This window comes from Streptomyces sp. SX-6 (genome assembly GCF_059089585.1).
In genome coordinates, this window is sequence record NZ_JBTHHU010000032.1 from 42,747 (window position 1) to 66,411 (window position 23,665).

The window sequence follows — 23,665 nt, forward strand, 5'->3', positions numbered from 1 at the left end:
CCACCGGACAGTTGGGAGAGCCGCATGCACCTGCGCACCATCGCCCTCGCCGCGGTCACCGCGCTCGCCGTGTCGCTGGGCATATCGGGCGGCCCCGCCGCCGCGCGGACCGCGGGGGAACCGGGCGACATCGTCAGCGCCGCCCCCACCGAGTTCCACCCGCTCCCCGGCCAGCCCACCCACACCAGGGCCTGGCACATCACCTACCGCTCCACCACCGCCAAGGGCACGCCGAACGTCGTGTCCGGCACGGTGATCGTCCCGCAGGACGGTCGCGAGGGCCCGCGCCCGCTGGTCACCTACGCGGTCGGAACGGTCGGCCTGGGCGATCAGTGCGCCCCGTCGGCCGGGTTCCCGTACGGCACGGCTGTCGAGGCCAACCTCATCCAGCTGCTGACGCTGCGCGGCTGGGCCGTGGCCGTCACCGACTACGAGGGCCTCGGCACGGGCGGCGACCACACGTACACGGTGGGCCGCTCCGAGGGGCACGCCGTGCTGGACGCGGCCCGTGCCGCGCTGCGCCTGCCGCAGGCGGGGCTCGGCGCACACACGCCCGTCGGCATCATGGGCTACTCGCAGGGCGGCCAGGCGAGCAGCTGGGCGGCCGAACTGCACGACTCCTACGCCCCCGAGCTGAACGTGAAGGGCACGGCGACCGGCGGCGTCCCGGCGGACCTGCTCAAGGTCGCGGACTTCAACAACGGCGGCATCGGCGCGGGTCTGGTCCTGATGTCGGCCTTCGGGCAGAACGCGGCTTATCCGGAGCTGCACTTGGAGAAGTACCTCAACGACAAGGGCCGCTCCACCATCGACTACCTCAAGCGGCACTGTGTGGCCGTCGAGGCGATCGCGGGGCTGTTCAAGAAGATCTCGGACGTGACGGTCAGCAACCCGCTGTACGAGCCGGACTGGCAGCGGGTCCTGCGCTCCTCGACGCTCGGCACCCACGCCCCGGCCCGGCCCGTGTACCTCTACCACGGGGTGATCGACGAGCTGATCCCCTACGCGGTGGGCCAGAGGCTGCGGGCCGACTGGTGCGCGAAGGGCGCGACGGTGCGGTGGACCTCGCTGCCGCTCGCCGGGCACGTCACCGGGGTGATCGTCCAGTCGGTCCCGGCCGCCGACTGGCTGGCGGACCGCTTCGCGGACCGGCCGGCGCGGGGCGACTGCGGCTGATCCGGCCTCACTGGGCGGGCGGCCAGCGCCGCCCGCCCATGAGGTTCTCCAGCCCCACCCATGCGACGTTCATCAGCGTCGCCGCCGTCTCGCGCGCCGAAGGGACGGCTCCCGTACGGTCGTTGGCCCACCCGGCGAGCGACTCGGCGGCCCCCACGAGGGCGTGCGCCAGCCCGGAGATCTCCCGCTCGGCCAGCGGCCCCTGGCGGCAGGCCGCCCGCGCCGTCTCCGCGATCAGCTGGGTGACGACATCGAGGATCTCCTGCCGTAACCCGGCCACCACGAGCGCGAACGGCTCGCCGTGCGTACGGGCCTGGCAGCTCAGCACCGCCCACCCGGCGGGATGTTCGGCGGTGTGCGCGAAGAAGGCCCGCAGCCCGCACCACAGCCGCCGCTCGGCGGGGTCGCCCGGGTCCACCGCGGCCCGTATCTCCGCGAGCAGCGACTCGGCCTCACGCCGGATGCAGGCGCTGAAGAGGTCTTCCTTCGAGTTCAGATAGAGGTAGACCAACGGCTTGGACGCCCCGGCCAGTTCGGCTATCTCGTCCATCGAGGCAGCGCTGTACCCGCGCCGCGCGAAGACCTCCACCGCGGCATCGAGCATCTGCCGCTCGCGCACCGCGCGCGGCATGCGCTTGACCTTGGGTTTGCGTTGTGCAGTTGCAGCAGACACGACAACGTCCCTCCGCCACTCGTTACTTTACCGGCAGGTAATATCACGGTGGGGAGGGACGTCAAGAGAGCCGGTCGGGCCTTGACGATCAGGCTACGGCCGCCGCGGGCCGGTCTCCGGGGTGAGCGCGCCCGGACGGCGCGCGTACGGTGACGCGAATCCACGCAGTGCGCGCAGGACCCGCTGGTTCTTCCCCGCGCTGATCCGGGCCGCGACGATGCCCGGCCCCAGGCTTCCCAGAAGCTGGGTGTACCACTGCGCCCGCTTCACGGCATTCAGGCCGCAGCCGCGGCACAGGATCCTGGTCTCGCTGTGCACCTTCGCCACCACCAGCAGGCTCAGCACCCGGGCGGCGGTGACGGGCACGGCCGGGAACCACCCGCAGATCTCGCACTCGCAGGGCAGCAACGGGCTCCCGGCTCGGAGAGCGCCTGTCGGGGCGGATGTCGTCGAGTGACCGTACGCCCAGCTGGAATAGGGCCCCATACCGGCCGCCCCCTGGTGCGTACCCCGTTCGTCGAGGCGCCGGGCGAACCCCATCCGCAGTCCGAGCGCGCCGACCACCGCCCTGTACACCTCCACATATTCCTGGTCGACCGCGACGGAATCCATGGACCCGGACGCCGACTTCCGGCCGATCGCCTCGATCCTCGCCGCCGCCGCGCGATGCACCTCAGCGGCTCCCGCCCCGTCGGCCACACCCAGCCACGCGTATGAGCTGGTGTCCCCCATGCCCCTCTCCCCCCATGACTGGAGACGACGATGTCCCGGCAAACGAAGCACCGTCGCCCGGGCCGGCGCCAGGCCCGGTCGCGGGAGGGTTGTTCGCCATTGGTGTTCGGCGCCGTGAGCAGCCCGGACATCAATCACGTCATGACTTATGGGGCTCGGTCCACACGGTGGCGTCGAAAGTGATCTGGTCCGGCAGCCCATCGGCGTCGAAGCGGACTCGGGTGATGCGCAGCAGGGCGATGTGCCGGCGGTCGGTGATGACGCACAGCCGCCGGCCGGTGCGCAGACCGGTGGCCGCGACGCTGATGCCGTAGTCCTGCTGGACCGCGCAGCCGTGCCGGCCGGCCATGGTCCGCTCGGGGAGCCGCGCCAGCGTGGCGTCATGGCTGCCCGTCAACTGCCGGTCGGCGAGCGTGAACTCGATGTCGTCCGCGTCGGTGCCCGGGGCACGGTGAACGGGCCAGGCTGCCGCCGTGGAGTCGAGGTCCACGCTCTGGCCCGGGCTCAGTACGAGCGGACCGTGCCGGGCGATCGCGTCGGTCGGGGTGCTCGTCGCGGTTTCCGCCGCCGGGGAGCGGGCGGCGGGACCGATGCCGGTGTACACGGCAAGGCCGAGCGCCGCCATGGCCGCCGCCGCGATCGGAGCGACGACCAGGACGAGGCGTCCGCTCCGAAGCCGGGCCGGCGGAGGCGGGGGCTGCGGGGCGGGGGCAGTCTCGGTGCGGACAGCGCGGGAAACGGCGCGCCAGCGGCGTGCCCACACGACCTGTTCCGCTTCGTCCGCCCCGCAGGCCCTGACATAGGCCAGGGCGGTTTCCAGGGTCGGCAGCCGTTTACCGGAGGCAGCCGTGGACAAGGTGCTCGGCGCGCAGGCCGCTCGCCGGGCCAGGGAGCGGTAGTCCGGATTGCCCGCCTGCTCCCGCCGCCGTTGCAGGTCGTACGCGAACCGCTCGACAGGCCCCGCATCAGGATCCGGTAGACGCTGGACACGCCCCATCCGCCTCTCCCCCCACGGCCCGCCGGTGCGCCCGGCACGGCGCGGACATCATGGGTGAACACTCCGCAGGCGGCAAGAGGCCGACGCCCCCGGCCCTCGAGGAAGACCGGGGGCGCCGCAACGCTTCAGGTGCTACGCGGCAGCCACGACCGCCTTCGGCTCGGCGGCGGGCTCGTCGAGTTCCGAGGCCTTGACGGAGTTGTAGGCCTCGCGGTCGAGGATCCCCTCGCGGGACGCGACGATGATCGGGACCACGGACTGACCGGCGACGTTCGTCGCGGTGCGGATCATGTCCACGACCGGGTCGATGGCCAGCAGCAGACCCACACCCGCCATCGGCAGGCCCAGCGTCGAGAGCGTCAGGGTCAGCATCACGGTCGCACCGGTCAGGCCGGCGGTGGCCGCCGAGCCGATGACCGAGACGAAGGCGATCAGCAGGTAGTCGCGGATCTCGAGGTGGACGCCGAAGACCTGGGCCACGAAGATCGCGGCGATCGCCGGGTAGATCGAGGCGCAGCCGTCCATCTTGGTCGTCGAGCCGAAGGGCACGGCGAAGGAGGTGTACTCCTTCGGCACGCCGAGGCGCTCGGTGACCTTCTGCGTCAGCGGCATCGTGCCCACGGAGGAGCGGGAGACGAAGGCGAGCTGGATCGCCGGCCAGGCGCCCTTGTAGAACTGCAGCGGGTTGACCTTGGCGACCGTCGAGAGCAGCAGCGGGTAGACGCCGAAGAGGACGATCGCGCAGCCGACGTAGATGTCGGCGGTGAAGGTCGCGTACTTGCCGATCAGGTTCCAGCCGTACTTGTGGACGGCGTGGCCGACCAGGCCCAGGCTGCCGAGCGGGGCGAGCCGGATGACCCACCACAGGACCTTCTGCGCCAGCTCGAGCACGGACTCGCTGAAGGCGAGCACGGGCCGGGCCTTCTCGCCGACCTGGAGGACGGCGACGCCGAGGACGGCGGCCATGAAGACGATCTGCATCACGTTCAGCTGGGTGAACGGCGTGATGACGTCGGTGGGGACGATCCCGGTGATGAAGTCGAGCCAGGAGCCCTTCTTCTTGGGGTCGCCGCCGTCGGCCGCGGTGAGGCCGGTGCCGGAGCCCGGGTCGGTGAGCAGGCCGATCGCCAGGCCGATGGAGACCGCGATCAGCGACGTGATCATGAACCAGAGCAGGGTGCGGGTGGCCAGCCGGGCGGCGTTGGACACGTTCCGCAGGTTGGTGATCGACACCAGGATGGCGAAGAAGACCAGCGGGGCGATGACGACCATCAGCAGCTGGACGAAGAGGTCGCCGATCTTGTCGAGCGTGGTCTGCAGCCAGGTGACGTCACCGCTGCGGGCGATCCAGCCGAGCAGGGCACCGAGGACGAGGCCGAGCAGGATCTGGGCCCAGAAGGGGACCTTCGGTATGCGCAGGCGCGCGGGGGACGGGGATGTCGTTGACAACGGAGTCTCCGGGGACGGACGTGAAAGCGGGCGTTGGGGCGCCGAGGAGGTCCGTACGTGCAGGATCTCCGGCCGCGGGAAGGGTCAGCTGCGGCAACAGGCCGCGGACGCGCAGCGGCAAAGATCGACGTGCAGGCGCACCACGAGCGGGTGGCTCATGGTGTGGGAGTGCGCTGCTGCTGTCATCATGTCGACACGTTAACACTTATACTTTGAGTCCCCCAAAGGGTCGCTTTGGGATCACGCCATGAAAAAGCGCCGAAGCCCTGCGGTGGAGCCGCAGGGCTTCGGCGCTGTGTGACGAGAGTTACGCGACCGTGTCTTCCTGGCCCGCGTTGGCGGCGATGCGCGCCTTCGTACGGTCCACGCGCTCCGAGACCTGGATCGCCATGGCCTCGCGCTGCCTGCGCAGCAGCACCCAGCTGAGCGGCGCGGAGAGGACGAGCGCGAGCAGCACCATCCAGAAGAGGTTCGAGCTGCCGACGCCGAGCGGCACGATGTGCAGGTAGCACAGCCCCCAGACCACGGCGAAGCACACGATGAGCAGGCCGAATCGCAGAGCGGTGTAGCGGAGCGAGGCGTACTTCTGGCTACTCACGGACGGGACCTTCTTCTCAACGGCAACCGAAAGGGTCTCTCCCAGTCAAGCACGACCGGAAGTGGATCAGTTCGGAGGGCACTCAGACACGCATCGGCTGCGGCGACTCCCGCAGCGAGGCGTCCGGGCCCGGGTACTCGCGGATGACCTCGTAGCGCGTGTTGCGCTCCACGGGGCGGAAGCCCGCCTCGCGGATGAGGTCCAGCAGGTCGTCGCGGGTCAGCTTGTTCGGCGTCCCGTAGTTGTCCGCGTCGTGGGTGATCTTGTACTCGACGACCGAGCCGTCCATGTCGTCCGCGCCGTGCTGCAGGGCCAGCTGGGCGGTCTGGACGCCGTGCATCACCCAGAACACCTTGACGTGCGGGACGTTGTCGAAGAGCAGCCGCGAGACCGCGAAGGTCTTGAGCGCCTCGGCGCCGGTCGCCATGGTCGTCCGCGCCTGGAGGCGGTTGCGGACCTTGCCGTCCTTCATGTCCACGAAGTCGTGCTGGTAGCGCAGCGGGATGAAGACCTGGAAGCCGCCCGTCTCGTCCTGCAGCTCACGCAGCCGCAGCACGTGGTCGACCCGGTGACGGGGCTCCTCGACGTGCCCGTAGAGCATCGTGCACGGGGTCTTCAGACCCTTCTCGTGCGCGAGCCGGTGGATGCGCGACCAGTCCTCCCAGTGGGTGTCGTGGTCGACGATGTGCTGCCGGACCTCCCAGTCGAAGATCTCGGCGCCGCCGCCGGTCAGCGACTCCAGACCGGCGTCGATCAGCTCGTCGAGGATCTCCGACGCGGGCAGGCCGGAGATCTTCTCGAAGTGGTGGATCTCGGTCGCCGTGAACGCCTTCAGCGAGACGTCCGGCAGCGCCTCCTTGAGCGCCTTGAGCGAGCGCGGGTAGTACCGCCACGGCAGCGTCGGGTGCAGGCCGTTGACGATGTGCAGCTCGGTGAGGTGCTCGTTCTCCATCGCCTTGGCGAGGCGGACGGCCTCCTCGATGCGCATCGTGTATGCGTCCTTCTCGCCCGGCTTGCGCTGGAACGAGCAGTACGCACAGGAGGCCGTGCACACATTGGTCATGTTCAGGTGCCGGTTGACGTTGAAGTGCACGACGTCGCCGTTCTTGCGCGTCCGCACCTCGTGCGCGAGCCCGCCCAGCCAGGCGAGGTCGTCGGACTCGTAGAGGGCGATGCCGTCCTCGCGGGTCAGCCGCTCCCCGGCACGGACCTTCTCCTCCAGCTCGCGCTTGAGCCCCACATCATTGGCAGATGCAGCCATGAAGGACCGCCTCTCCTGTACTCCGGCACTGCGACCCGACCGAGACTACTCCCCCGGTCTCACGCGCCTTCCGGCAGCTCACCCACCCTGTTCTCCCACTTGGTGGAGAGCACGATCGTCGTACGCGTACGGCTCACGCCCTTGGTGCCCGACAGGCGCCGGATCGTGCGCTCGAGGCCGTCCACGTCGCCGACCCGGACCTTGAGCATGTACGAGTCGTCGCCCGCGATGAACCAGCAGTCCTCGATCTCCTCCAGGTCGCGCAGCCGGCGCGCCACGTCCTCGTGGTCCGCGGCGTCCGAGAGCTGGATGCCGATCAGGGCCGTGACCCCGAGGCCGAGCGAGGCGGAGTTGACGGTCGCGCGGTAGCCCGTGATGACGCCCGCCGCCTCCAGGCGGTTGATCCGGTCCGTGACGCTCGGCCCGGAGAGGCCGACCAGCCGTCCCAGTTCCGCGTACGAGGCCCGGCCGTTCTCCCGGAGGGCCTGGATGAGCTGCCTGTCCACCGCGTCCATGCCTGGAACCTTTCAATAATCAGCGAACTTGCCGTCTTACGTGTAGAATCTAAGGCATGCAGGGGTCGATTCCCTGCAAATCTTCAACCACTTCTTTGCGACACCGACGATCCTTCAGGAGTGAAGCCTCGTGTACACGATCGAGATGGCCTACGCCCGCATGCGTGAGCTGCAGGATCTGGCCAACCGCTCGCGTGCCCACCTGTCCGCCGACCAGCGCCGCGACCAGGCCAAGGGCCGCATCTCGCGCATCAAGAAGCGCTAACGCGCACCTGGGGAGCGCGCGCCGCCGAGCTCTCCCTTCCACCGGCGGTAGAGCTGGTGCGGCACACCCGCCGCATCCAGTACCCGCCCGGCGACGAAGTCCACCAGATCCTGGATGTGCGTCGCCCCCGCGTAGAACGCCGGAGAGGCGGGCAGCACAACAGCGCCCGCCTCATCGAGCGCCACCAACTGCTTGAGCGTCTGACCGCTCAGCGGCGTCTCGCGCACCGCGACGACCAGCGGCCGCCGCTCCTTGAGCGTCACGCTCGCCACCCGCTGCAGCAGATCCTTCGACAGCCCCATCGCCACGCCCGCCACGCATGCCGTGCTCGCGGGCACGATCAGCATCCCCTTCACGGGGTACGAGCCGGACGACGGGCCGGCGGCGAGGTCCCCGGCCGGCCAGTGCCGTACGTCCGACACGTCGACGTCGAAGGTGTGCGGCTTGCCGTCCGCACCCAGTTCCAGCCAGGAGCGCAGGTCGTCGCGCCAGTGCGCGTCCCGGAACGGCAGTCCCGTCTCGTCCAGCAGCGTCAGCCGCGACGCGCGGCTGACCACCAGGTCCACGGCTTCCCCCGCGTCCAGCAGTCCGCGCAGCACGGCCGCGGCATACGGTGTCCCGGACGCCCCGGACACCCCGACCACCCAGGGCCGGCGCTCCCGGCGTTGCGTTGCGTGTTCGTACGGCTCCACGGGCTCGAGCCTAGCCGCCTGGCAGCGGGGCCCGACTACCAGGCGAGGCCTCGGTTGACGAGGTCGAGCAGGGCGAAGAAGAAGAGCGAGATGCCGACGAAACCGTTCACCGTGAAGAACGCCCGGTTCAACCGGGACAGGTCGTGCGGGCGCACGATCGTGTGCTCGTAGACGAACGCCACCGCGACCACCACCAGGCCGGTCCAGAAGAACGCGCCCGCGTGCGAGGCCAGCGCGTACCAGACCAGCAGGCCGGTCGTGATCACGTGGCACACGCGCGCCCCGTGCAGCGCGGCCGGGATGCCGAAGCGGGCGGGGGTGGACAGTACGCCGTGCGCGCGGTCCGCGGCGACGTCCTGGCAGGCGAAGATCAGGTCGAAGCCGCCGATCCATATGCCGACCGCGAGGCCGAGGATCACCGCGTCCCAGGACCACGTCCCGGTGACGGCGAGCCAGGCGCCCACCGGGCCCATCGCCTGGGCGAGGCCCAGGATCGCGTGCGGGAAGTTCGTGAAGCGCTTCCCGTACGGATAGACCACCATCGGGATCACCGCGATGGGGGCCAGCGCCAGGCACAAAGGATTCAGCAGCCCGGCCGCGCCCAGGAAGAACACGACGGCGATCAGCGCGCCCGTCCACGCGGAGCGCACCGACACGGCGCCGGTGACCAGTTCACGGGTGGCCGTGCGCGGGTTACGGGCGTCGATCTCGCGGTCGATGATGCGGTTGCAGGCCATGGCGAAGGTGCGCAGGCCCACCATGGCGACGGTGACGAGGAAGAGCTTCCACCAGTCGATCCGCCCGCCCTGCTGGAACATCGCCGTCAGCGAGGCGATGTACGCGAAGGGCAGCGCGAAGACGGAGTGCTCGATCATCACGAGGCGGAGGAACGCCCGGGTGCGGCCCGGCTGCGATACGGCGGCGGTCGTCACAGCCCGTACTCCGTCCAGCGCTTGGTCACCCGGTCGGCGACTTCCGGGTCCGACTCGACCATGTGCGGCCAGCCCCCGTCCCGCGTGTAGCCCTCCTCGGGCCACTTCGCCGTTGCGTCGATGCCCGCCTTGCCGCCCCAGAACTGCTGGTACGACGCGTGGTCGAGGTGGTCGACCGGGCCCTCGACGACGGACAGGTCGCGTGCGTAGTCGACGTTGCCGAGGGCGCGCCAGGAGACATCGTGCAGGTTACGGACGTCGCAGTCCGCGTCCACGATCACGATCAGCTTGGTCAGCGACATCATGTGCGCGCCCCAGATGGCGTGCATGACCTTCTGGGCGTGCTTCGGGTACTTCTTGTCGATCGAGACGATCGCGCAGTTGTGGAACCCGCCGGACTCCGGCAGGTGGTAGTCGACGATGTCCGGCACGACGACCTTGAGCAGGGGCAGGAAGAAGTGCTCCGTGGCCCGGCCCAGCGGGCCGTCCTCCGTGGGCGGGCGGCCGACCACGATGGACTGGAGCAGCGGGCGCCGCCGCATCGTGACGCAGTCGATGGTGAGCGCCGGGAAGTCCTCCTGCGGCGTGTAGAAGCCGGTGTGGTCGCCGAACGGACCCTCCGGCAGCATCCGTCCGGGCTCCAGCCAGCCCTCCAGGACGACCTCGGCCTGGGCCGGGACCTGGAGCGGAACGGTCTTGCAGTCCACCATGTCGACGCGCTTGCCCTGGATGAACCCGGCGAGGAGGTACTCGTCGATGTCGCCGGGCAGCGGCGCGGTGGAGGCGTACGTCACCGCGGGCGGGGCACCGAAGGCGATCGCGACCGGCAGCCGCTCGCCGCGCTTCGCGGCGACCTGGTAGTGGTTGCGGCTGTCCTTGTGGATCTGCCAGTGCATCCCGATGGTGCGCTTGTCGTGGCGCTGGAGCCGGTAGAGGCCGAGGTTGCGGACGCCCGTCTCGGGGTGCTTGGTGTGGGTGAGGCCCAGGTTGAAGAAGGAGCCGCCGTCCTCGGGCCAGGTGAAGAGCGCCGGGAGCCGGTCCAGGTCCACGTCGTCGCCGGTGAGGACGACTTCCTGGACGGGAGCGTCCTTGATCTTGCGCGGCGGTACGTGCGCCATCGCGCCCAGCTTGCCGAAGGCCTCGCGGAACCCGGTGAAGCCGTGCGGCAGCTCGGGCTTGAGCAGGCCGCCGATCTTCTCGGCGATCTCCTGGTAGGACTTCAGCCCGAGGGCCTTGAGCAGCCGGCGGTCGGTGCCGAAGACGTTCATGGCCAGGGGCATCGAGGAGCCCTTGACGTTCTCGAAGAGAAGCGCCGGGCCGCCCGCCTTGTTCACCCGGTCGACGATCTCCCCGACTTCCAGGTGGGGGTCCACCTCAGCCTTGATGCGCTTGAGGTCGCCGTCGCGCTCGAGCGCCCGGAGGAACGAGCGAAGATCGTCGTAAGCCATGCGTTCCAGTATCGAGCACGGACTACGCTGGGCGTGTCACGGGGCCGTGCACGGCCCGCACCACGTCGCCGATGGGGGCCTGTCGCCATGCTCCGGTATCTGCCGTTCCTGCTGATCCTGGCGCTGTGGATCTTCGCCTTCATCGACTGCCTGAACACTCCGGAGCACGAGGTCCGGGGACTGCCGAAGGTGGCGTGGGTGTTCGTCATCCTGCTCTTCGGCGAGGTGCTGCTCGGTCCCGTCGCCTGGCTGATCGCGGGCCGGCCGCGCGCCGCGGCGGCCCCGCGCCCGGCCACCGGGGGTGCCTGGGTGGCGCCGGACGACAACCCGGAGTTCCTCCGCTCGCTGCGGAAGGACAAGCGCGAGGACGACGGGCCCGCGGCCTGACGCCTCCGTCACCGCGTACGGCACCGCATCCGTCCACCGGCCCAACCATGCATCCCTCAATCGGGTAATCCTATTTTGTCGGCAAGTTGACATTCCGCGTCAACTCCGGCCACTTCACAGCCTTTTGACGCTGCGTTCACGCACATCGTCCTGCCCCTGACATCCCCGCGCCTCGAGAGTCGAGGTGGTCACACTGTGGCCTGACGCGACTTCAGGGAGGGACGACCATGCACGGGATGAGTAGACGCAGACTCCTCGGCTCGGCGGTGGGCGCGGCCGTCGGCAGCGCGGCGTTCGCGCTGCTGCCGCCGAGTGTGCAGCAGGCGGCCGCGGCCGGCCCGGCCAGGCGCGGCTCGTTGCGCGACATCAAGCACGTCGTCCTGCTGATGCAGGAGAACCGCTCGTTCGACCACTACTTCGGCACCCTCAAGGGCGTACGCGGCTTCGGCGACCCGCACGCACTGCGACTCCCGGACGGCCGGAGCGTCTTCCACCAGCCCGACAGCGAGAACCCCAAGGGCTATCTGCTGCCCTTCCGCCTCGACACCCGCAGGACCAGCGCCCAGGCCATCCCCTCCACCAGCCACGCCTGGGAAGTGCAGCACGAGGCGTGGAACGGCGGGCGGATGGACCGCTGGCTGCCCGCGCACCGCAAGGCGGACGGCAGGAACGGCCCGTACGTGATGGGCTACCACACCCGCGACGACATCCCGTTCCAGTTCGCCCTCGCCGAGACGTTCACCGTCTGCGACAACTACTTCTGTTCGGTCTTCGGCCCCACGTGGCCCAACCGGCTGTACTGGATGACGGGCACCATCGACCCCGGCGGCCGCCGGGGCGGTCCGGTCATCGAGAACACCATGCCCTCCCCGTACCGCTGGACCACCTATGCCGAGCGCCTGCAGGCAGCCGGCATCAGCTGGCGCGTGTACCAGGAGGAGGACAACTACGGCTGCAACATGCTGGAGTGGTTCAGGCAGTTCCGGGAGGCAAGGCCCGGCAGCCCGCTGTACGAGCGCGGGATGCGGCGGCAGCCCGAGGGCACGTTCGAGGAGGACGCCCGCAACGACCGGCTGCCGGCCGTCTCCTGGATCATCCCCACCGGCCCGCAGTCCGAGCATCCGGACTTCCTGCCGGCCGCGGGGGCGGACTTCGTCGCCAAGAAGATCGAGGCGATCGCCGACAACCCCAAGGTGTGGGCCAAGACGGTCTTCATCCTCAACTACGACGAGAACGACGGCCTCTTCGACCACGTGCCCCCGCCTGTGCCGCCCAAGGGCACGAAGGACGAGTTCGTCCACGGGCTGCCGATCGGCGGCGGCTTCCGCGTGCCCTGTGTGATCGTCTCGCCCTGGACGGTGGGCGGCTGGGCCGCGGGCGAGGCCTTCGACCACACCTCCGCGCTGCAGTTCCTGGAGCACTGGACGGGGGTCCGCGAGCCCAACATCAGCTCCTGGCGGCGCCGTACGTTCGGCGACTTCACCTCGGCGCTCGGCTTCGACGACCCGGCGCCGCACGCGCCGCGGATGCCCCGCAACACGGAGAAGGAGCTGGAGGAGGCCAAGTGGGAGGTCGCCCACCTGCCCAAGCCGAAGCTCCCGGGCGCCACGCAGCATCTCCCGTGGCAGGAGCCCGGCACCCGGCCCCGTAGGTGAGACAGACGTGCCCGGCACCCCTCGACAGGGGTGCCGGGCACGGGCGTCGTCAGGCTCCGGAGGTCGTCAGACGCCGGAGTAGGAGTGCTTGCCGCCGAAGAGGAAGTTCACGCCGTAGTAGTTGAAGATGTAGCAGGCGAAGGCGAACAGCCCCAGGTAGGCGGCCTTGCGGCCCTTCCAGCCGGCGGTGGCGCGGGCGTGCAGGTAGCACGCGTAGGCGGTCCAGGTGATGAAGGACCAGACCTCCTTGGGGTCCCAGCCCCAGTAGCGGCCCCAGGCAGCCTCGGCCCAGATCGCGCCCGCGATGATGGTGAACGTCCACAGCGGGAAGACGGTCGCGTTGATGCGGTAGCCGAACTTGTCGAGCGTCGCCGCGGAGGGCAGGCGCGAGAGCGCGTTGTCCCAGGCGCGGGCCAGTCCGGGGGCGCGGCGCAGGAAGCGGGGCGCGGCGTTGGGGTCGGCCTGGAGCCGGAGCTCGTACTCGTCGCGGAAGAGGTAGAAGAGCGTGGAGACCGCGCCCACGTACAGCGAGGCGCCGGAGATGATCGCGCACGAGACGTGGATCCACAGCCAGGGCGACTTGAGCGCGGGCACCAGCTGGTCGCTGTCGGTGTACAGGACGGTCAGGGCCAGGCCGAGGTCGAGCAGGATCGTGGTGACGAGCGGCAGGCCCAGCCAGCGGATGTTCTTCTTCGCGGCGAGCAGGCCGAGGTAGACGCCGACGGCGACCATGCCGAAGGTCGTCGAGAACTCGTACATGTTGCCCCACGGCGCCCGCTGCACGGACAGCGCCCGGGTGAGCACACCGCCCACGTGCAGGGCGAAGGCGAGCACCGTCAGCGAGATCGCGATGCGGCCGTAGAGGTCGCCCTTCTCGCTGCTGCCCGCGGCGCCCGGGCCGTCGGGCACGTCGGCCCGGCCGCCGGGGGCCTGGCGGGTGACGACCTTCGGCCGTTCCAGCACCGCCGTGCCGCCGCCCGCCTGGGCGCTCTTGACGGTGACCGCCACCGCCGGGCGCGCCTCCGCGGTGATCGCGGCGGCGGTGCGGCCGACCGCGCTGCGGCTGCCGAACACCCACTCCGTGATGTGCGCGAGGAAGGCGAGGGTGTAGACGGCCATGGCCGAATAGATCAGCACATTGCTGATGTGGGCCAGGTTCTCGTTGGCTGCGGCCGCGAGATTCACGCGCGCGCTCCTTCGGAGAGTTCGGACGATTCGTTGGGGTCCGCGGGGTCCTCCGCGGCGGGCGGGGCGTCTGGCTGCAGGGCGAGTGCGATGTCCGCGAGTTCCTCGGGCACCTTCGCGGACTCGCTGCGGCCGAGACCGGCGAGCTCCACGACCGTACGCCCGTCCTCGCCCCGGACGGCCCGTACCCATACGCGGCGGCGCTGTATGAACAGCGAGCCGGCGACGCCGACGATGGCGGCCACCGCGCCGGCGAGCGCGGGCTCGTCACCCGGCTTCTGGGAGATCTGGAAGGTGGCCCAGTTCTTGATGCCGTCGAAGTGAAGGGTGCCCGCTCCGTTGGGGAGCGTCATGGTGTCGCCGACCCTGAGCAGCTGCGCGAAGTTCTTCTTGCCGTCGTCGACCTTGAACTGCTTCATCTTCGACGTGTCGAGCTTGTAGACGCTCTGCGGCATGCCGGAGTCGATACCGAGGCTGCCGTGGAAGGCGGTCAGCACCAGCGCGGGGTTGTCCAGCGCGGGGAACTGGGACGCCATCCTGCCGGTGCGCAGGTCGAGCGTCGGCACGAAGTTGCCGGTGAAGCCGATCTGGCTGTTCTTGCCGTCCTTGTCCAGGTAGTCGGGGACCTTGAGGACGACGTTCTCGGTGATGTTGCTGTCCAGCGGCAGCGAGGCCACCGCGCCCTGGTAGGCGATGTTGCCCTTGCCGTCCTTGACGGTGACGACCGGGGCGTAGCCGTGGCCCTGGAGGTAGACCTTGGAACCGTCGATCTCCAGCGGCTCGTTGACCTTGATGGTGGTCTTGCGCGGCGCGCCGTCGGAGCCGTTCCAGTACGTGATGTGCGCGGCGTAGTCGCGCGGCGTGCCCTTCTGGGGGCCGGTGCGTTCGTACGTGCCGGTGAAGCCGTCCAGGGTGAAGCCGAAGGGCGGCAGGTCGGAGGGGCCGAAGAGGGCGCCGGACTTGAAGTCGTCGTACTGCGTGAGGGTGTTGGAGAAGCCGTCGCCCTCGACGACGAGCTTGCCGCCCTCGGACTTCCACAGCTGACCGGAGGCGAAGGCCACCAGCATGACGATCAGGGCGGTGTGGAAGAGGAGGTTTCCGACCTCGCGCAGGTAGCCCTTCTCGGAGGCGACCGAGTCGTCGCCCGCCTCGGTGCGGAAGCGCTTGCCCTTGAGGACCTTCCGCGCCGCGGCCAGCACCTGCTCGGGGTCCGCCTCGGTGCGCCAGGTGGCGTAGGCGGGCATCTTGGCGAGGTGGCGCGGGGCGCGCGGCGGGCGGCTGCGCAGCTGGCCGACGAACTGCCAGGTGCGCGGGACGATACAGCCGATCAGCGAGATGAACAGCAGCATGTAGATCGCGGAGAACCACACGGAGCTGTAGACGTGGAAGAGCTGGAGCTTCTCGTAGACCGGCGTGAGGGTCTTGTGGGCCGCCTTCCAGTTGTCGGCCTTGACGGAGTCGACGCTGGTCTGCGGGATGAGCGAGCCGGGGATGGTGGCGAGCGCGAGCAGGAGCAGCAGGAGCAGCGCGACCCGCATGGAGGTCAGCTGCCGCCAGAACCAGCGCGCCCAGCCGAGGACTTCGCGGCCGGACCAGGCGAGCCACCCCAGCGCGCCGGGTTTGCGTACGCCGCCGAACGAGCCGGGGACCGCCTGTCCGCCGTCGTCCTCGGCCGGGGCCGTGGACAGCCTGGCGGCGGCGTCATTGTCGTCGGGCATGCCGTCGTCGGGGGTGTCGGTCTCGGTCTTGGCCATTGATCAGATCCCAGGGGTGAAGTTGCCGGCCCATGTCTGCATGTACTGGACCAAGTAGTCCCACGCTCCCGTGACCAGGAGCACGCCGACCACGACGAGCATGCCGCCGCCGAGCCGCATGACCCACGCGTAGTGCCGCTTGATCCACCCGAACGCGCCGAGCGCGCGCCGGAAGGCCATGGCCGCCAGGATGAACGGCAGGCCGAGGCCCAGGCAGTAGGCGAGCGTCAGCAGGGCGCCGCGGCCCGCGCTCGCCTGGGTGGAGGAGAGGCTCAGCGCGGCGCCGAGCGTGGGTCCGATGCAGGGCGTCCAGCCGAGGCCGAAGACCACGCCCAGCAGCGGGGCGCCGGCCAGGCCCATGGCGGGCCGGGTGTGGAAGCGGAGCTCGCGCTGGCCGAACCGGTTCAGCAGGCCCATGAAGACCAGGCCGAGCACGATGACCACGGAGCCGAGCACCGTGCGTATCGTCTCCTTGTGCTCCAGCAGCGTCGTGCCGAAGGTGCCGAAGAGCGCCCCCATCGAGACGAAGACGGCGCTGAAGCCGAGCATGAACAGCGAGGCCCCGGCGACCATCCGGCCCCGTCGGGCCTCGGCCAGGTCCGCGCCGCCGACGCCGGTGACGTACGACAGGTAGCCCGGTACGAGCGGCAGCACGCACGGCGAGAAGAAGGAGACGAGCCCGCCGAGCACCGCCACGGGCAGCGCCAGCAGCAGCGCCCCGCTCTGTACGGTCTGTCCGGGGTCGCCCAGGGCGAGTGCGGTCATCGCGGAGGTGGTGGTCACGGGGTCACTTCTCCGCGACCAGCGGGTCGAGCGTCTCCCGCAGTTGGTCCTCGGTCAGCGGCCCGATCGACCGCGCGGCGATCCTGCCCTCGCGGTCGATGAAGACCGTCGACGGGATGGCCTGCGGGTTGAGGCTGCCGGCCGGGAAGCGCAGGATCAGCTTGCCCGCCGAGTCGTAGATGCTCGGGTACGGGACACCGTTCTCCCGCTCGAAGGCCAGCGCCGGGGCCCGGTTGGGGTCCCGGGTGTTGAGGCCGACGAACTCGACGCCCTTGCTCTTGTAGTCGCGCGCGACCTTGCCGAAGCCCTTGGCCTCGGCCCGGCAGGGCGGGCACCACGATCCCCAGACATTGAAGACAATGATCTTGCCCTTGAACTTCTGGGTGGCGTCGAGCTTCTCGCCCTGCAGGGTCTCTCCGGAGAGCTCCGGGGCCTCCTTGCGGTCGCCCACGCTCTTGACGACCTCGATGCCGCCCTTGCCCTGCACGAACTGGGTGTCGCCCCCGCCTCCCGTGGTGCCCGTACTGCAGGCGCTCAGCGTCAGGGCGACAAGAGCGGCGCCGAGAGCCGCTCGGGTGGTGCGACGGCGGCTCACAAGGCGTCGATCGGCGCGGCAGGCACTCATGTGAAAAGTTTCGCATGGCCCTTTTGGGGATCTTCCGCGCCCCCCTGACGCGCGCGCCCTATGCCACGGGGGCCCATTTCTCGCCGACTCTGAGCCTTTGCAAGCCCTCCAGGACCGCCGGATCCTGGGCGTCCAGCCAGTCGACGAGCTGCCGGAACGAGACCAGCCGCACGTCCTTGTGCCGCTCGTCGGCGATGCGTTTGAACGCTTCCTCGACGGCGTCCATGTAGATGCCGCCGTTCCACTCCTCGAAGTGGTTGCCGATGAAGAACGGTGCCCGGTTGGTCTCGTACGCCCGCCGGAACCCGGCGACATAGGCGTCGGCCGCCTGCCGCCGCCAGAGCGGACGGCGGGCCGGCGAGCCCTGCGTGGACCTCCCCGACTGGTTGGCCAGCAGGTTGTAGTCCATGGACAGCAGCTCGAAGGAGTGACCCGGGAAGGGCATGAGCTGCAGCGGCAGATCCCACAGCCCCAGCCGCTTGTGCGGCCACTCCTGCAGGCCGCCCACCGAGCTCGCGTCGTACCGCCAGCCGAGCTTCGCGGCCGTGGGCAGCAGGTTGCGCTGACCGAGCAGGCACGGGGTGCGCCCGCCGGTGAGCTCCTTGCGGTAGTCGAAGGGCAGCGGGTCGAGGTCGGTGAACCCGGTGTTCGTCCGCCACGAGGTGACGAACGAGACGGCCTGCTCGATCTCGGACTCCCACTGCTTCGGCGTCCACCAGGCCACGGACCGCGAGCCCGTGCAGAAGTGCCCGTTGAAGTGCGTGCCGATCTCGTGGCCCTCGAGCCATGCCTCGCGCACGTTGTGCAGCGTCCGGCGGATGTGCTCGTCGTCGAGGTAGCCGATGTCGGAGGCACCGACGCGGTTGTTCGGCGGCTCGTACAGCCGCTTGCGGGACTCGGGCAGGCAGTACAGGCCGGTCAGGAAGAACGTCATCCGCGCGCCGTGGTCCGCGGCGAGCTTGCGGAACCGCGGGAAGAGCCCGTTGCCGACCTCGCCCGCGCCGTCCCAGGAGAAGACGACGAACTGCGGCGGTTTCTGCCCCCGTTCGAGCCGCTCGGGCGGCGGGGGCTGGTTGGGCTGCGGCCCCGCGTCGGCCGTCGAGCCGTCACCGATCGGCCGGGCCCGGGCCCGCTCCCGCGCCTTCGAGACCACCGGGTCCGGGCCAGGGGTGAGAGAGCAGCTCGCGACGGCCGCGCCCATGGCGGCGCCGAGCAGCCCCCGCCGACCGATGTCGCGCATGCCGCCGTCTCCGCTCGTACTCGACGCGCCCCCGCACCACGTCATCCATATAAGACGACATCGGGTGCGGGGGCGCGTCGAGTACGGCGGTCCGGACTACCGGCTTACGCCCCGAATGCCTTGGACCCGCCCTTCACCGGCTTGGCGCCCGCCAGCAGATGCTTCGGCACCAGGTCACGGGCCGGCTCGCTGTACCCCACCGAGACGATCCGGTCGCCCCGGTAGGTGAACGTCGTCAGGCTGGCCAGCGTGCACTGCCGCTTGCGCGGGTCGTGCCACAGCCGGCGCTTCTCGGCGAAGCTCCGCAGGATCCAGATCGGCAGCTGGTGGCTCACGCACACCGCCTCGTGGCCCCGCGCCGCATCGCGCGCCGCGTCCAGCGCGCCCATCATCCGCACGACCTGCTCGACATACGGCTCGCCCCAGGACGGGCGGAACGGATTCGTCAGGTACTTCCAGTTGGCGGGCTTGCGCAGCGCGCCGTCGCCCACCCCGAAGGTCTTCCCCTCGAAGACGTTCTCCGCCTCGATCAGCCGCTCGTCCGTCGCCAGGTCCAGCCCGTGCGCCTTGGCGATCGGCGTCGCCGTCTCCTGCGCGCGCTCCAGCGGCGAGGCGACGACATACGTGATGTCCCGCCCCGTCAGGTGCTCCGCGACCCGGTCCGCCATCCGACGCCCCAGCTCCGACAGGTGGTAGCCCGGCTTGCGGCCGTAGAGCACGCCGTCCGGGTTGTGCACCTCGCCGTGCCGCATCACATGGACGACGGTGATGTCGCTGTCGCTCTTGGCCATGCTCACTTCGTCTCCTCGGTCGCCTCGGCCGCCGCCCGGGCCGCCGCGGGCAGCGCCGCCGCCACCCGCTCGATCGCCGCGCTGTCGTGGGCCGTCGAGACGAACCACGACTCGAAGGCCGACGGCGGCAGATAGACGCCCTGCGCCAGCATCGAGTGGAAGAAGGCGGTGAAGCGGAAGGACTGCTGCGCCCGGGCCAGTTCGTAGTCGGTCACCTCACGGTCCGTGAAGAAGACCGAGAACATGTTGCCCGCCGTCTGGAGGCGGTGCGCCACGCCCTCCTTGGCCAGTGCCTCGGTCACCAGGCCGCGGATCTCGGCGGAGACCGCGTCCACCTTCTCGTACGCCGCGTCGTCCAGCAGCCGCAGCTGGGCCAGGCCCGCCGCCGTCGCGACCGGATTGCCGGAGAGCGTGCCCGCCTGGTAGACGGGGCCCGCCGGGGCCAGGTGGGCCATCACGTCGGCACGGCCGCCGAAGGCCGCCGCCGGGAAGCCGCCGCCCATGACCTTGCCGAAGGTCATCAGGTCGGGCCGGACGCCGTCGATCCCGTACCAGCCGGCCCGGCTCACCCGGAAGCCCGTCATGACCTCGTCGGAGATGAACAGCGCGCCGTTCTTCTCGCAGGCCGACTTGAGCCCCGCGTTGAAGCCCGGCTGGGGCGGCACCACACCCATGTTGCCGGGCGACGCCTCGGTGATCACACAGGCGATCTCCCCCGGGAAGCGGTGGAACGCCTCGTGCACCGCCTCGAGGTCGTTGTACGGGAGCACGATCGTGTCCCCGGCCTGCGCGCCCGTGACCCCGGGGGTGTCCGGCAGCCCGAACGTGGCCACACCGGAACCGGCCGCGGCCAGCAGGGCGTCGACGTGCCCGTGGTAGCAGCCCGCGAACTTGATCACCTTGCTGCGGCCGGTGAAACCGCGCGCCAGCCGGATCGCCGACATGGTCGCCTCGGTGCCCGACGACACCAGACGCACCTGCTCGACCGGCTCGATACGGGCGACGATCTCCTCGGCCAGCGCGACCTCGCCCTCGCCGGGCGTACCGAAGGAGGTGCCGCGCGCGACGGCCTCCTGCACGGCCGCGATCACCTCGGGGTGCGCGTGGCCCAGGATCATGGGCCCCCACGAACACACGAGGTCCACGTATTCCCGGCCGTCCGCGTCGGTGAGGTACGGGCCGGAACCGGACACCATGAACCGGGGCGTCCCGCCCACGGCTTTGAAGGCCCGCACCGGAGAGTTCACGCCACCGGGCGTCACGACCGCCGCGCGCTCGAAGAGCGTCTGGGAGACCGGTGCTTCATAGGGAAACGGCAGTTCGGCCCTGACCTGCGGAAACTCGTTCACCGGCTCGCTCCGATCATCCGTGCCGTGCCCCGCGCCGACGCCTCCGGCGCGGCAAGATCAGTCTCGCTGGGGCGCCCGGGAGCCCCTCCTGCGTACGCATCTGCTGCCATGCCGACAGCGTACGTGCCAGGCCAGGCCGTCTTCTTCAGAGCGCCCCGCCCGCCGGACCACGGCGGGAATCAAGCGGAAGGCCCCTGAGAGGGGGGCACCCGTGCCCGGAAGCCGCGCCAAAGAGCCTGGCCGTCGCCGAAGAACGGCAGAAGGAACACGGTGTGCGCGAGGTACCACCAGGACAAGGACCGGCCGGGGCCGGACAGCCACAGAAGGGTGCCCACCGCGACGCAGGCGGACGGCCCGGCCAGGGCCACCGCGGCCGTCTGCCGTGCGGTCATGGTCCCTCGCGGGATCACCGACGTGCGCCACACTGTCCGCTCGATCGCGATATGCGTGACCGTGCGGATCCGTTTGAGGACGAGGACGTGTGCCGACTCGTGCAGGGCAAACGAGGCCACCAGTCCCAAGGCGGCCGGCTTGGCCAGCAGCACCCACGCCATGGAAGCCGGTACCGGGTCACCGGAGCGCGCCATCCAGGCCAGAGCCACGACCTGGAGGACACCGGCGCATGCCAGCAACGGCCATACCTGAGCGGCCACCGCCCAGGCGACGACGCGGACCTTCAGGTCAGCCGCCGGACGTGTTGAGAAGCTGCTCACGGCGCTGCTTCAACCCCCGGTAGCTTGTCTGAATCATCGTCAGGACGACGGTGAGCACGAGGAACAGGACGATGAGCGGGACCGGGTTCTCGACACCCGTAGTGATGCCCAGCGCTCCGTCGTCCTTCTTCACCGTCTCGAAGACCATCGATCCGAAGAACGCCTCTCGTTCGACGACCTCGTCAGTGCCCGTGGAGAACATGAGGGTGAGCAGGGTCACCGCTATGGTGCCCAGCGTCAGCAGCGCGGCCCCGATGGCGGACGTCACTACCGACCGTGCCTTGAACATTCCTTCTCCTCGACTCGCTTGTGTGGATTCCTTGCACCGCGTACCAGACGAACGCGACGGCCGCCCCGGCAAGGCAGCCCACCACCGCCCAGGGCGGGAGACTGAGCAGGCCCAGCCCGATCACTGACACGCCCGCGACGACGATGACCACGGACAGCCCCAGGAACACGGAGAACGGGTTGTCCTTCTCCGCCGGGAACACGATGCTGATGCACGTGGTCATGACCGCTCCGCCCAGGCAGGACGCCAGCGCCACCCCGCTGGAGAGGAGCCGGCCCGGGTGGACCGCCACCGTGATCGCGAGAGCGGGCACGGCGAACACGGCGAGCAGGACCAGCTGCGCCCTGATGAGTCGTACGTAGACCCGCCAGGCCGGTTCCTGCGCGCCGGGCAGCACCCGCAGCCGCTGGGTGGCGGTGAACTGGTACAGGCCGCCGAAGGACAGGGCGGCGAGGGCCCACAGGGGATTCACCGAGGGTTCGGCCAGCAGCAGGTAGGCGAACAGGGCCAGTGTCATGGCGGCGGCGGCCACGGTCTGCGCGCTGCGCAGCAGACACCAGTCGTAGGGCCCGAGAACGCCTCGCAGCCGTACGCTTCCGGGAAGTTTCAGGTAGCGGGACTGACGTACGTGCTGGTTGGGGGCGAGCGCGAAGACCAGGGCCACGAGCACGGCCGACAATGCCATCGCGGCGGCCAGGGCGGTCCAGGGCCCGTGTTCGTTCCAGACCCAGGACACCGACGTGGCCCACGTGTACGCGGTCCGCTTGCTCAGGTACGCGCCGGAGAAGCCCTGGATCATCGGTGTCATCCGCGCGCTGTAGTACGCCAGCAGCGCGAACAGGGCGAGCGCGTTGAGGATGCCCGCCATCCGGCTGAGCCCGATCAGCATCCACAGCCGGGTCAGCAGCTGGTACAGGACGGACAGTGCCAGATAGGTCAGGGCGGCCGGGAGGACGATCGAGGCGACGATGTGGCCGATCGCGGACGGGCCGAGGAGGATCAGCGCACTCACGGCGAGGGAGACGAGGCCGACGGCCGCCACGGTGGCGGTCATCACCACCTCGTACATGAGGAACGCCGTCGAGCGCTCCCGGTTGGTGACCGGCAGCTGATAGCTGAGCCGGAGCATCCCCTCGGCATTGATGAACAACACCTTCACCAGCAGGAACGCGATCTGCACCCACAGCACGAGGGACACCGTCGAGGTGTCGAACAGCAGTCGCCACACGGCCGCTTCGTCGGCCAGGGGGCGCAGGAAGAAGTAGGAGCCGGTGCACATGGCGGCCAGGAGCAGCACGGCCGCCACGGCGACGAAGACTCTGACCGGGGCGGATTTCAGGGCTCCGGCCCGCAGTACCCGGCGGCGGAAGAAGACGAGAAGCATCCGGGCCAAGGTCGCGGACTGCCTCAGCCGTACCGCCGTCATCGCCAGCACGTTTCGAGGTAGTCGAACACCATGGCGGACAGTGATCCGTGTTCTTCGACCAGGTCCTTCGTCGGCTCGTCGTACACCATGTGGCCCAGGTCGAGGAAGAGGGTTCTGTCGGACAGACGCTCCAGCACGGCGAAGTCGTGCGTGCACAGCAGGATCGAGCGGCCCTCGTCACGGACCCGCCTGAATTCCTTCTCGGCCAGGTGCAGCGCTTCGAGGTCGATGCCGTTGAGGGTCTCGTCGATGACGGTCAGCGGCGGACGGATGACGAGCGCGGACACCAGCTGCGTCTTCTTGCGCATGCCGTGCGAGTAGTCCTCGATGAGGTCGTCGTAGCGGCCGTCCATGGAGAACTTGCGGAACAGACCGATGGCTTCATCGTGGTCGACATCGATGCCGAACAACTTGCCCATCATGGAGAGGTATTCGCGGGCGGTGAGGAACTCGGGAAGGTAGTCATTGCTGGACAGGTACATGCACAGCCGCTTCGCCTCGGGCCGCGCGTGCTCATGGCCCCCGATCCCGATGGTCCCCGACTGAAGGCGCACGAGGTCGAAGATGTTCTTGATCAGTGTGGACTTGCCGGAGCCATTGGGGCCCACGAGCCCGACAATCGTGCCTTCCTCAACCGTGAAGGACACGTCCAACAGGACGTTGACAATTCCGTCATAGGAGTAGCTGACGTCGTTGACTTTCAGGAGAGACACTATCGCGTTGGTCCTTT

25 protein-coding genes are annotated in these 23,665 nt (G+C 69.7%); 4 read left to right on the top strand and 21 right to left on the bottom strand.

The features are described 5' to 3' along the window. Positions 1-24 precede the first annotated feature (24 nt). The gene (locus ACV530_RS29205) at positions 25-1,176 is read left to right on the top strand and encodes a lipase family protein (protein ID WP_494335645.1); all 1,152 of its coding nucleotides are present in this window, start codon (positions 25-27) and stop codon (positions 1,174-1,176) included. Between the two features lie 7 nt (positions 1,177-1,183). Here ACV530_RS29205 and ACV530_RS29210 read toward each other — a convergent pair whose 3' ends face one another. The 7 genes from ACV530_RS29210 to ACV530_RS29240 form a co-directional block, all read right to left on the bottom strand. Beyond that, a complete protein-coding gene (locus tag ACV530_RS29210) occupies positions 1,184-1,807 on the bottom strand; it encodes a TetR/AcrR family transcriptional regulator (protein WP_494335689.1) in 624 nt (207 codons plus the stop codon). A gap of 135 nt (positions 1,808-1,942) precedes the next feature. Further along, positions 1,943-2,581 (bottom strand): hypothetical protein, encoded by a 639-nt coding sequence (locus ACV530_RS29215; RefSeq protein WP_494335646.1) that lies wholly within the window; start codon positions 2,579-2,581, stop codon positions 1,943-1,945. A 139-nt stretch (positions 2,582-2,720) separates the two neighbouring features. After that, on the bottom strand, positions 2,721-3,578 hold the full coding sequence (locus ACV530_RS29220) for a helix-turn-helix domain-containing protein (protein ID WP_494335647.1): 858 nt from the start codon (positions 3,576-3,578) through the stop codon (positions 2,721-2,723). A 132-nt stretch (positions 3,579-3,710) separates the two neighbouring features. Next, the gene (locus ACV530_RS29225; RefSeq protein WP_494335648.1) at positions 3,711-5,027 is read right to left on the bottom strand and encodes a dicarboxylate/amino acid:cation symporter; all 1,317 of its coding nucleotides are present in this window, start codon (positions 5,025-5,027) and stop codon (positions 3,711-3,713) included. Between the two features lie 307 nt (positions 5,028-5,334). After that, positions 5,335-5,625: a DUF4229 domain-containing protein gene (locus ACV530_RS29230; RefSeq protein ID WP_494335649.1), complete on the bottom strand. Its 291-nt coding sequence runs from the start codon at positions 5,623-5,625 to the stop codon at positions 5,335-5,337. Positions 5,626-5,707: 82 nt separating this feature from the next. Next, positions 5,708-6,886, bottom strand: coding sequence for an aminofutalosine synthase MqnE (gene mqnE / locus ACV530_RS29235; protein ID WP_494335650.1), 1,179 nt, complete (start codon positions 6,884-6,886; stop codon positions 5,708-5,710). Positions 6,887-6,945: 59 nt separating this feature from the next. Continuing rightward, entirely contained in the window at positions 6,946-7,401 is a 456-nt protein-coding gene (locus ACV530_RS29240; protein ID WP_184350263.1) for an Lrp/AsnC family transcriptional regulator, read from the bottom strand. Positions 7,402-7,531: 130 nt separating this feature from the next. Between ACV530_RS29240 and ACV530_RS29245 the strand changes: the two genes are divergently transcribed. Beyond that, positions 7,532-7,666, top strand: coding sequence for a hypothetical protein (locus tag ACV530_RS29245; RefSeq protein ID WP_494335693.1), 135 nt, complete (start codon positions 7,532-7,534; stop codon positions 7,664-7,666). Here the strand turns inward: ACV530_RS29245 and ACV530_RS29250 are convergent. Genes ACV530_RS29250 through ACV530_RS29260 form a run of 3 tightly spaced genes read right to left on the bottom strand, consistent with a single transcriptional unit; the run spans position 7,663 to position 10,738 of the window. Beyond that, entirely contained in the window at positions 7,663-8,358 is a 696-nt protein-coding gene (locus ACV530_RS29250; protein ID WP_494335651.1) for a UbiX family flavin prenyltransferase, read from the bottom strand. The genes ACV530_RS29245 and ACV530_RS29250 overlap by 4 nt on opposite strands. 35 nt (positions 8,359-8,393) lie before the next feature. Then, positions 8,394-9,290: a menaquinone biosynthesis prenyltransferase MqnP gene (mqnP, locus tag ACV530_RS29255; protein WP_494335652.1), complete on the bottom strand. Its 897-nt coding sequence runs from the start codon at positions 9,288-9,290 to the stop codon at positions 8,394-8,396. Further along, positions 9,287-10,738: a menaquinone biosynthesis decarboxylase gene (locus tag ACV530_RS29260; RefSeq protein ID WP_494335653.1), complete on the bottom strand. Its 1,452-nt coding sequence runs from the start codon at positions 10,736-10,738 to the stop codon at positions 9,287-9,289. The genes mqnP and ACV530_RS29260 overlap by 4 nt, the downstream gene beginning before the upstream one ends. 87 nt (positions 10,739-10,825) lie before the next feature. Between ACV530_RS29260 and ACV530_RS29265 the strand changes: the two genes are divergently transcribed. Both ACV530_RS29265 and ACV530_RS29270 read left to right on the top strand, forming a co-directional pair. Further along, positions 10,826-11,125, top strand: coding sequence for a PLD nuclease N-terminal domain-containing protein (locus tag ACV530_RS29265; protein WP_494335654.1), 300 nt, complete (start codon positions 10,826-10,828; stop codon positions 11,123-11,125). 227 nt (positions 11,126-11,352) lie between these two features. Then, on the top strand, positions 11,353-12,780 hold the full coding sequence (locus ACV530_RS29270) for an alkaline phosphatase family protein (RefSeq protein ID WP_494335655.1): 1,428 nt from the start codon (positions 11,353-11,355) through the stop codon (positions 12,778-12,780). Positions 12,781-12,846: 66 nt separating this feature from the next. On the opposite strand, the gene ccsB is transcribed toward ACV530_RS29270, so the two are convergent. The 11 genes from ccsB to ACV530_RS29325 all read right to left on the bottom strand — a co-directional run bounded on the left by ccsB (position 12,847) and on the right by ACV530_RS29325 (position 23,648). Continuing rightward, positions 12,847-13,965: a c-type cytochrome biogenesis protein CcsB gene (ccsB, locus tag ACV530_RS29275; protein ID WP_494335656.1), complete on the bottom strand. Its 1,119-nt coding sequence runs from the start codon at positions 13,963-13,965 to the stop codon at positions 12,847-12,849. Beyond that, positions 13,962-15,719 (bottom strand): cytochrome c biogenesis protein ResB, encoded by a 1,758-nt coding sequence (gene resB, locus ACV530_RS29280; protein ID WP_494335657.1) that lies wholly within the window; start codon positions 15,717-15,719, stop codon positions 13,962-13,964. The genes ccsB and resB overlap by 4 nt, the downstream gene beginning before the upstream one ends. A 3-nt stretch (positions 15,720-15,722) precedes the next feature. Then, entirely contained in the window at positions 15,723-16,484 is a 762-nt protein-coding gene (locus tag ACV530_RS29285; RefSeq protein ID WP_494335690.1) for a cytochrome c biogenesis CcdA family protein, read from the bottom strand. Between the two features lie 22 nt (positions 16,485-16,506). Further along, positions 16,507-17,127, bottom strand: a complete 621-nt coding sequence (locus tag ACV530_RS29290; RefSeq protein ID WP_494335658.1) for a TlpA family protein disulfide reductase — start codon at positions 17,125-17,127, stop codon at positions 16,507-16,509. Between the two features lie 58 nt (positions 17,128-17,185). Beyond that, positions 17,186-18,367: a polysaccharide deacetylase family protein gene (locus ACV530_RS29295; protein ID WP_494335659.1), complete on the bottom strand. Its 1,182-nt coding sequence runs from the start codon at positions 18,365-18,367 to the stop codon at positions 17,186-17,188. 104 nt (positions 18,368-18,471) lie between these two features. Next, the gene (locus ACV530_RS29300) at positions 18,472-19,158 is read right to left on the bottom strand and encodes a histidine phosphatase family protein (protein WP_494335660.1); all 687 of its coding nucleotides are present in this window, start codon (positions 19,156-19,158) and stop codon (positions 18,472-18,474) included. A 2-nt stretch (positions 19,159-19,160) separates the two neighbouring features. Continuing rightward, positions 19,161-20,477 carry a glutamate-1-semialdehyde 2,1-aminomutase gene (gene hemL / locus ACV530_RS29305; protein ID WP_494335691.1) on the bottom strand — a complete coding sequence of 439 codons (1,317 nt, stop codon included), beginning with the start codon at positions 20,475-20,477 and terminating at the stop codon, positions 19,161-19,163. 209 nt (positions 20,478-20,686) lie between these two features. Further along, positions 20,687-21,220 (bottom strand): hypothetical protein, encoded by a 534-nt coding sequence (locus ACV530_RS29310; protein ID WP_494335661.1) that lies wholly within the window; start codon positions 21,218-21,220, stop codon positions 20,687-20,689. Continuing rightward, on the bottom strand, positions 21,189-21,440 hold the full coding sequence (locus ACV530_RS29315; RefSeq protein WP_494335662.1) for a hypothetical protein: 252 nt from the start codon (positions 21,438-21,440) through the stop codon (positions 21,189-21,191). The genes ACV530_RS29310 and ACV530_RS29315 overlap by 32 nt, the downstream gene beginning before the upstream one ends. Further along, complete coding sequence (locus tag ACV530_RS29320; RefSeq protein ID WP_494335663.1) at positions 21,403-22,944, bottom strand: hypothetical protein; 1,542 nt, start codon at positions 22,942-22,944, stop codon at positions 21,403-21,405. The genes ACV530_RS29315 and ACV530_RS29320 overlap by 38 nt, the downstream gene beginning before the upstream one ends. Then, positions 22,932-23,648 (bottom strand): ABC transporter ATP-binding protein, encoded by a 717-nt coding sequence (locus ACV530_RS29325; RefSeq protein WP_494335664.1) that lies wholly within the window; start codon positions 23,646-23,648, stop codon positions 22,932-22,934. The genes ACV530_RS29320 and ACV530_RS29325 overlap by 13 nt, the downstream gene beginning before the upstream one ends. Positions 23,649-23,665 lie beyond the last annotated feature (17 nt).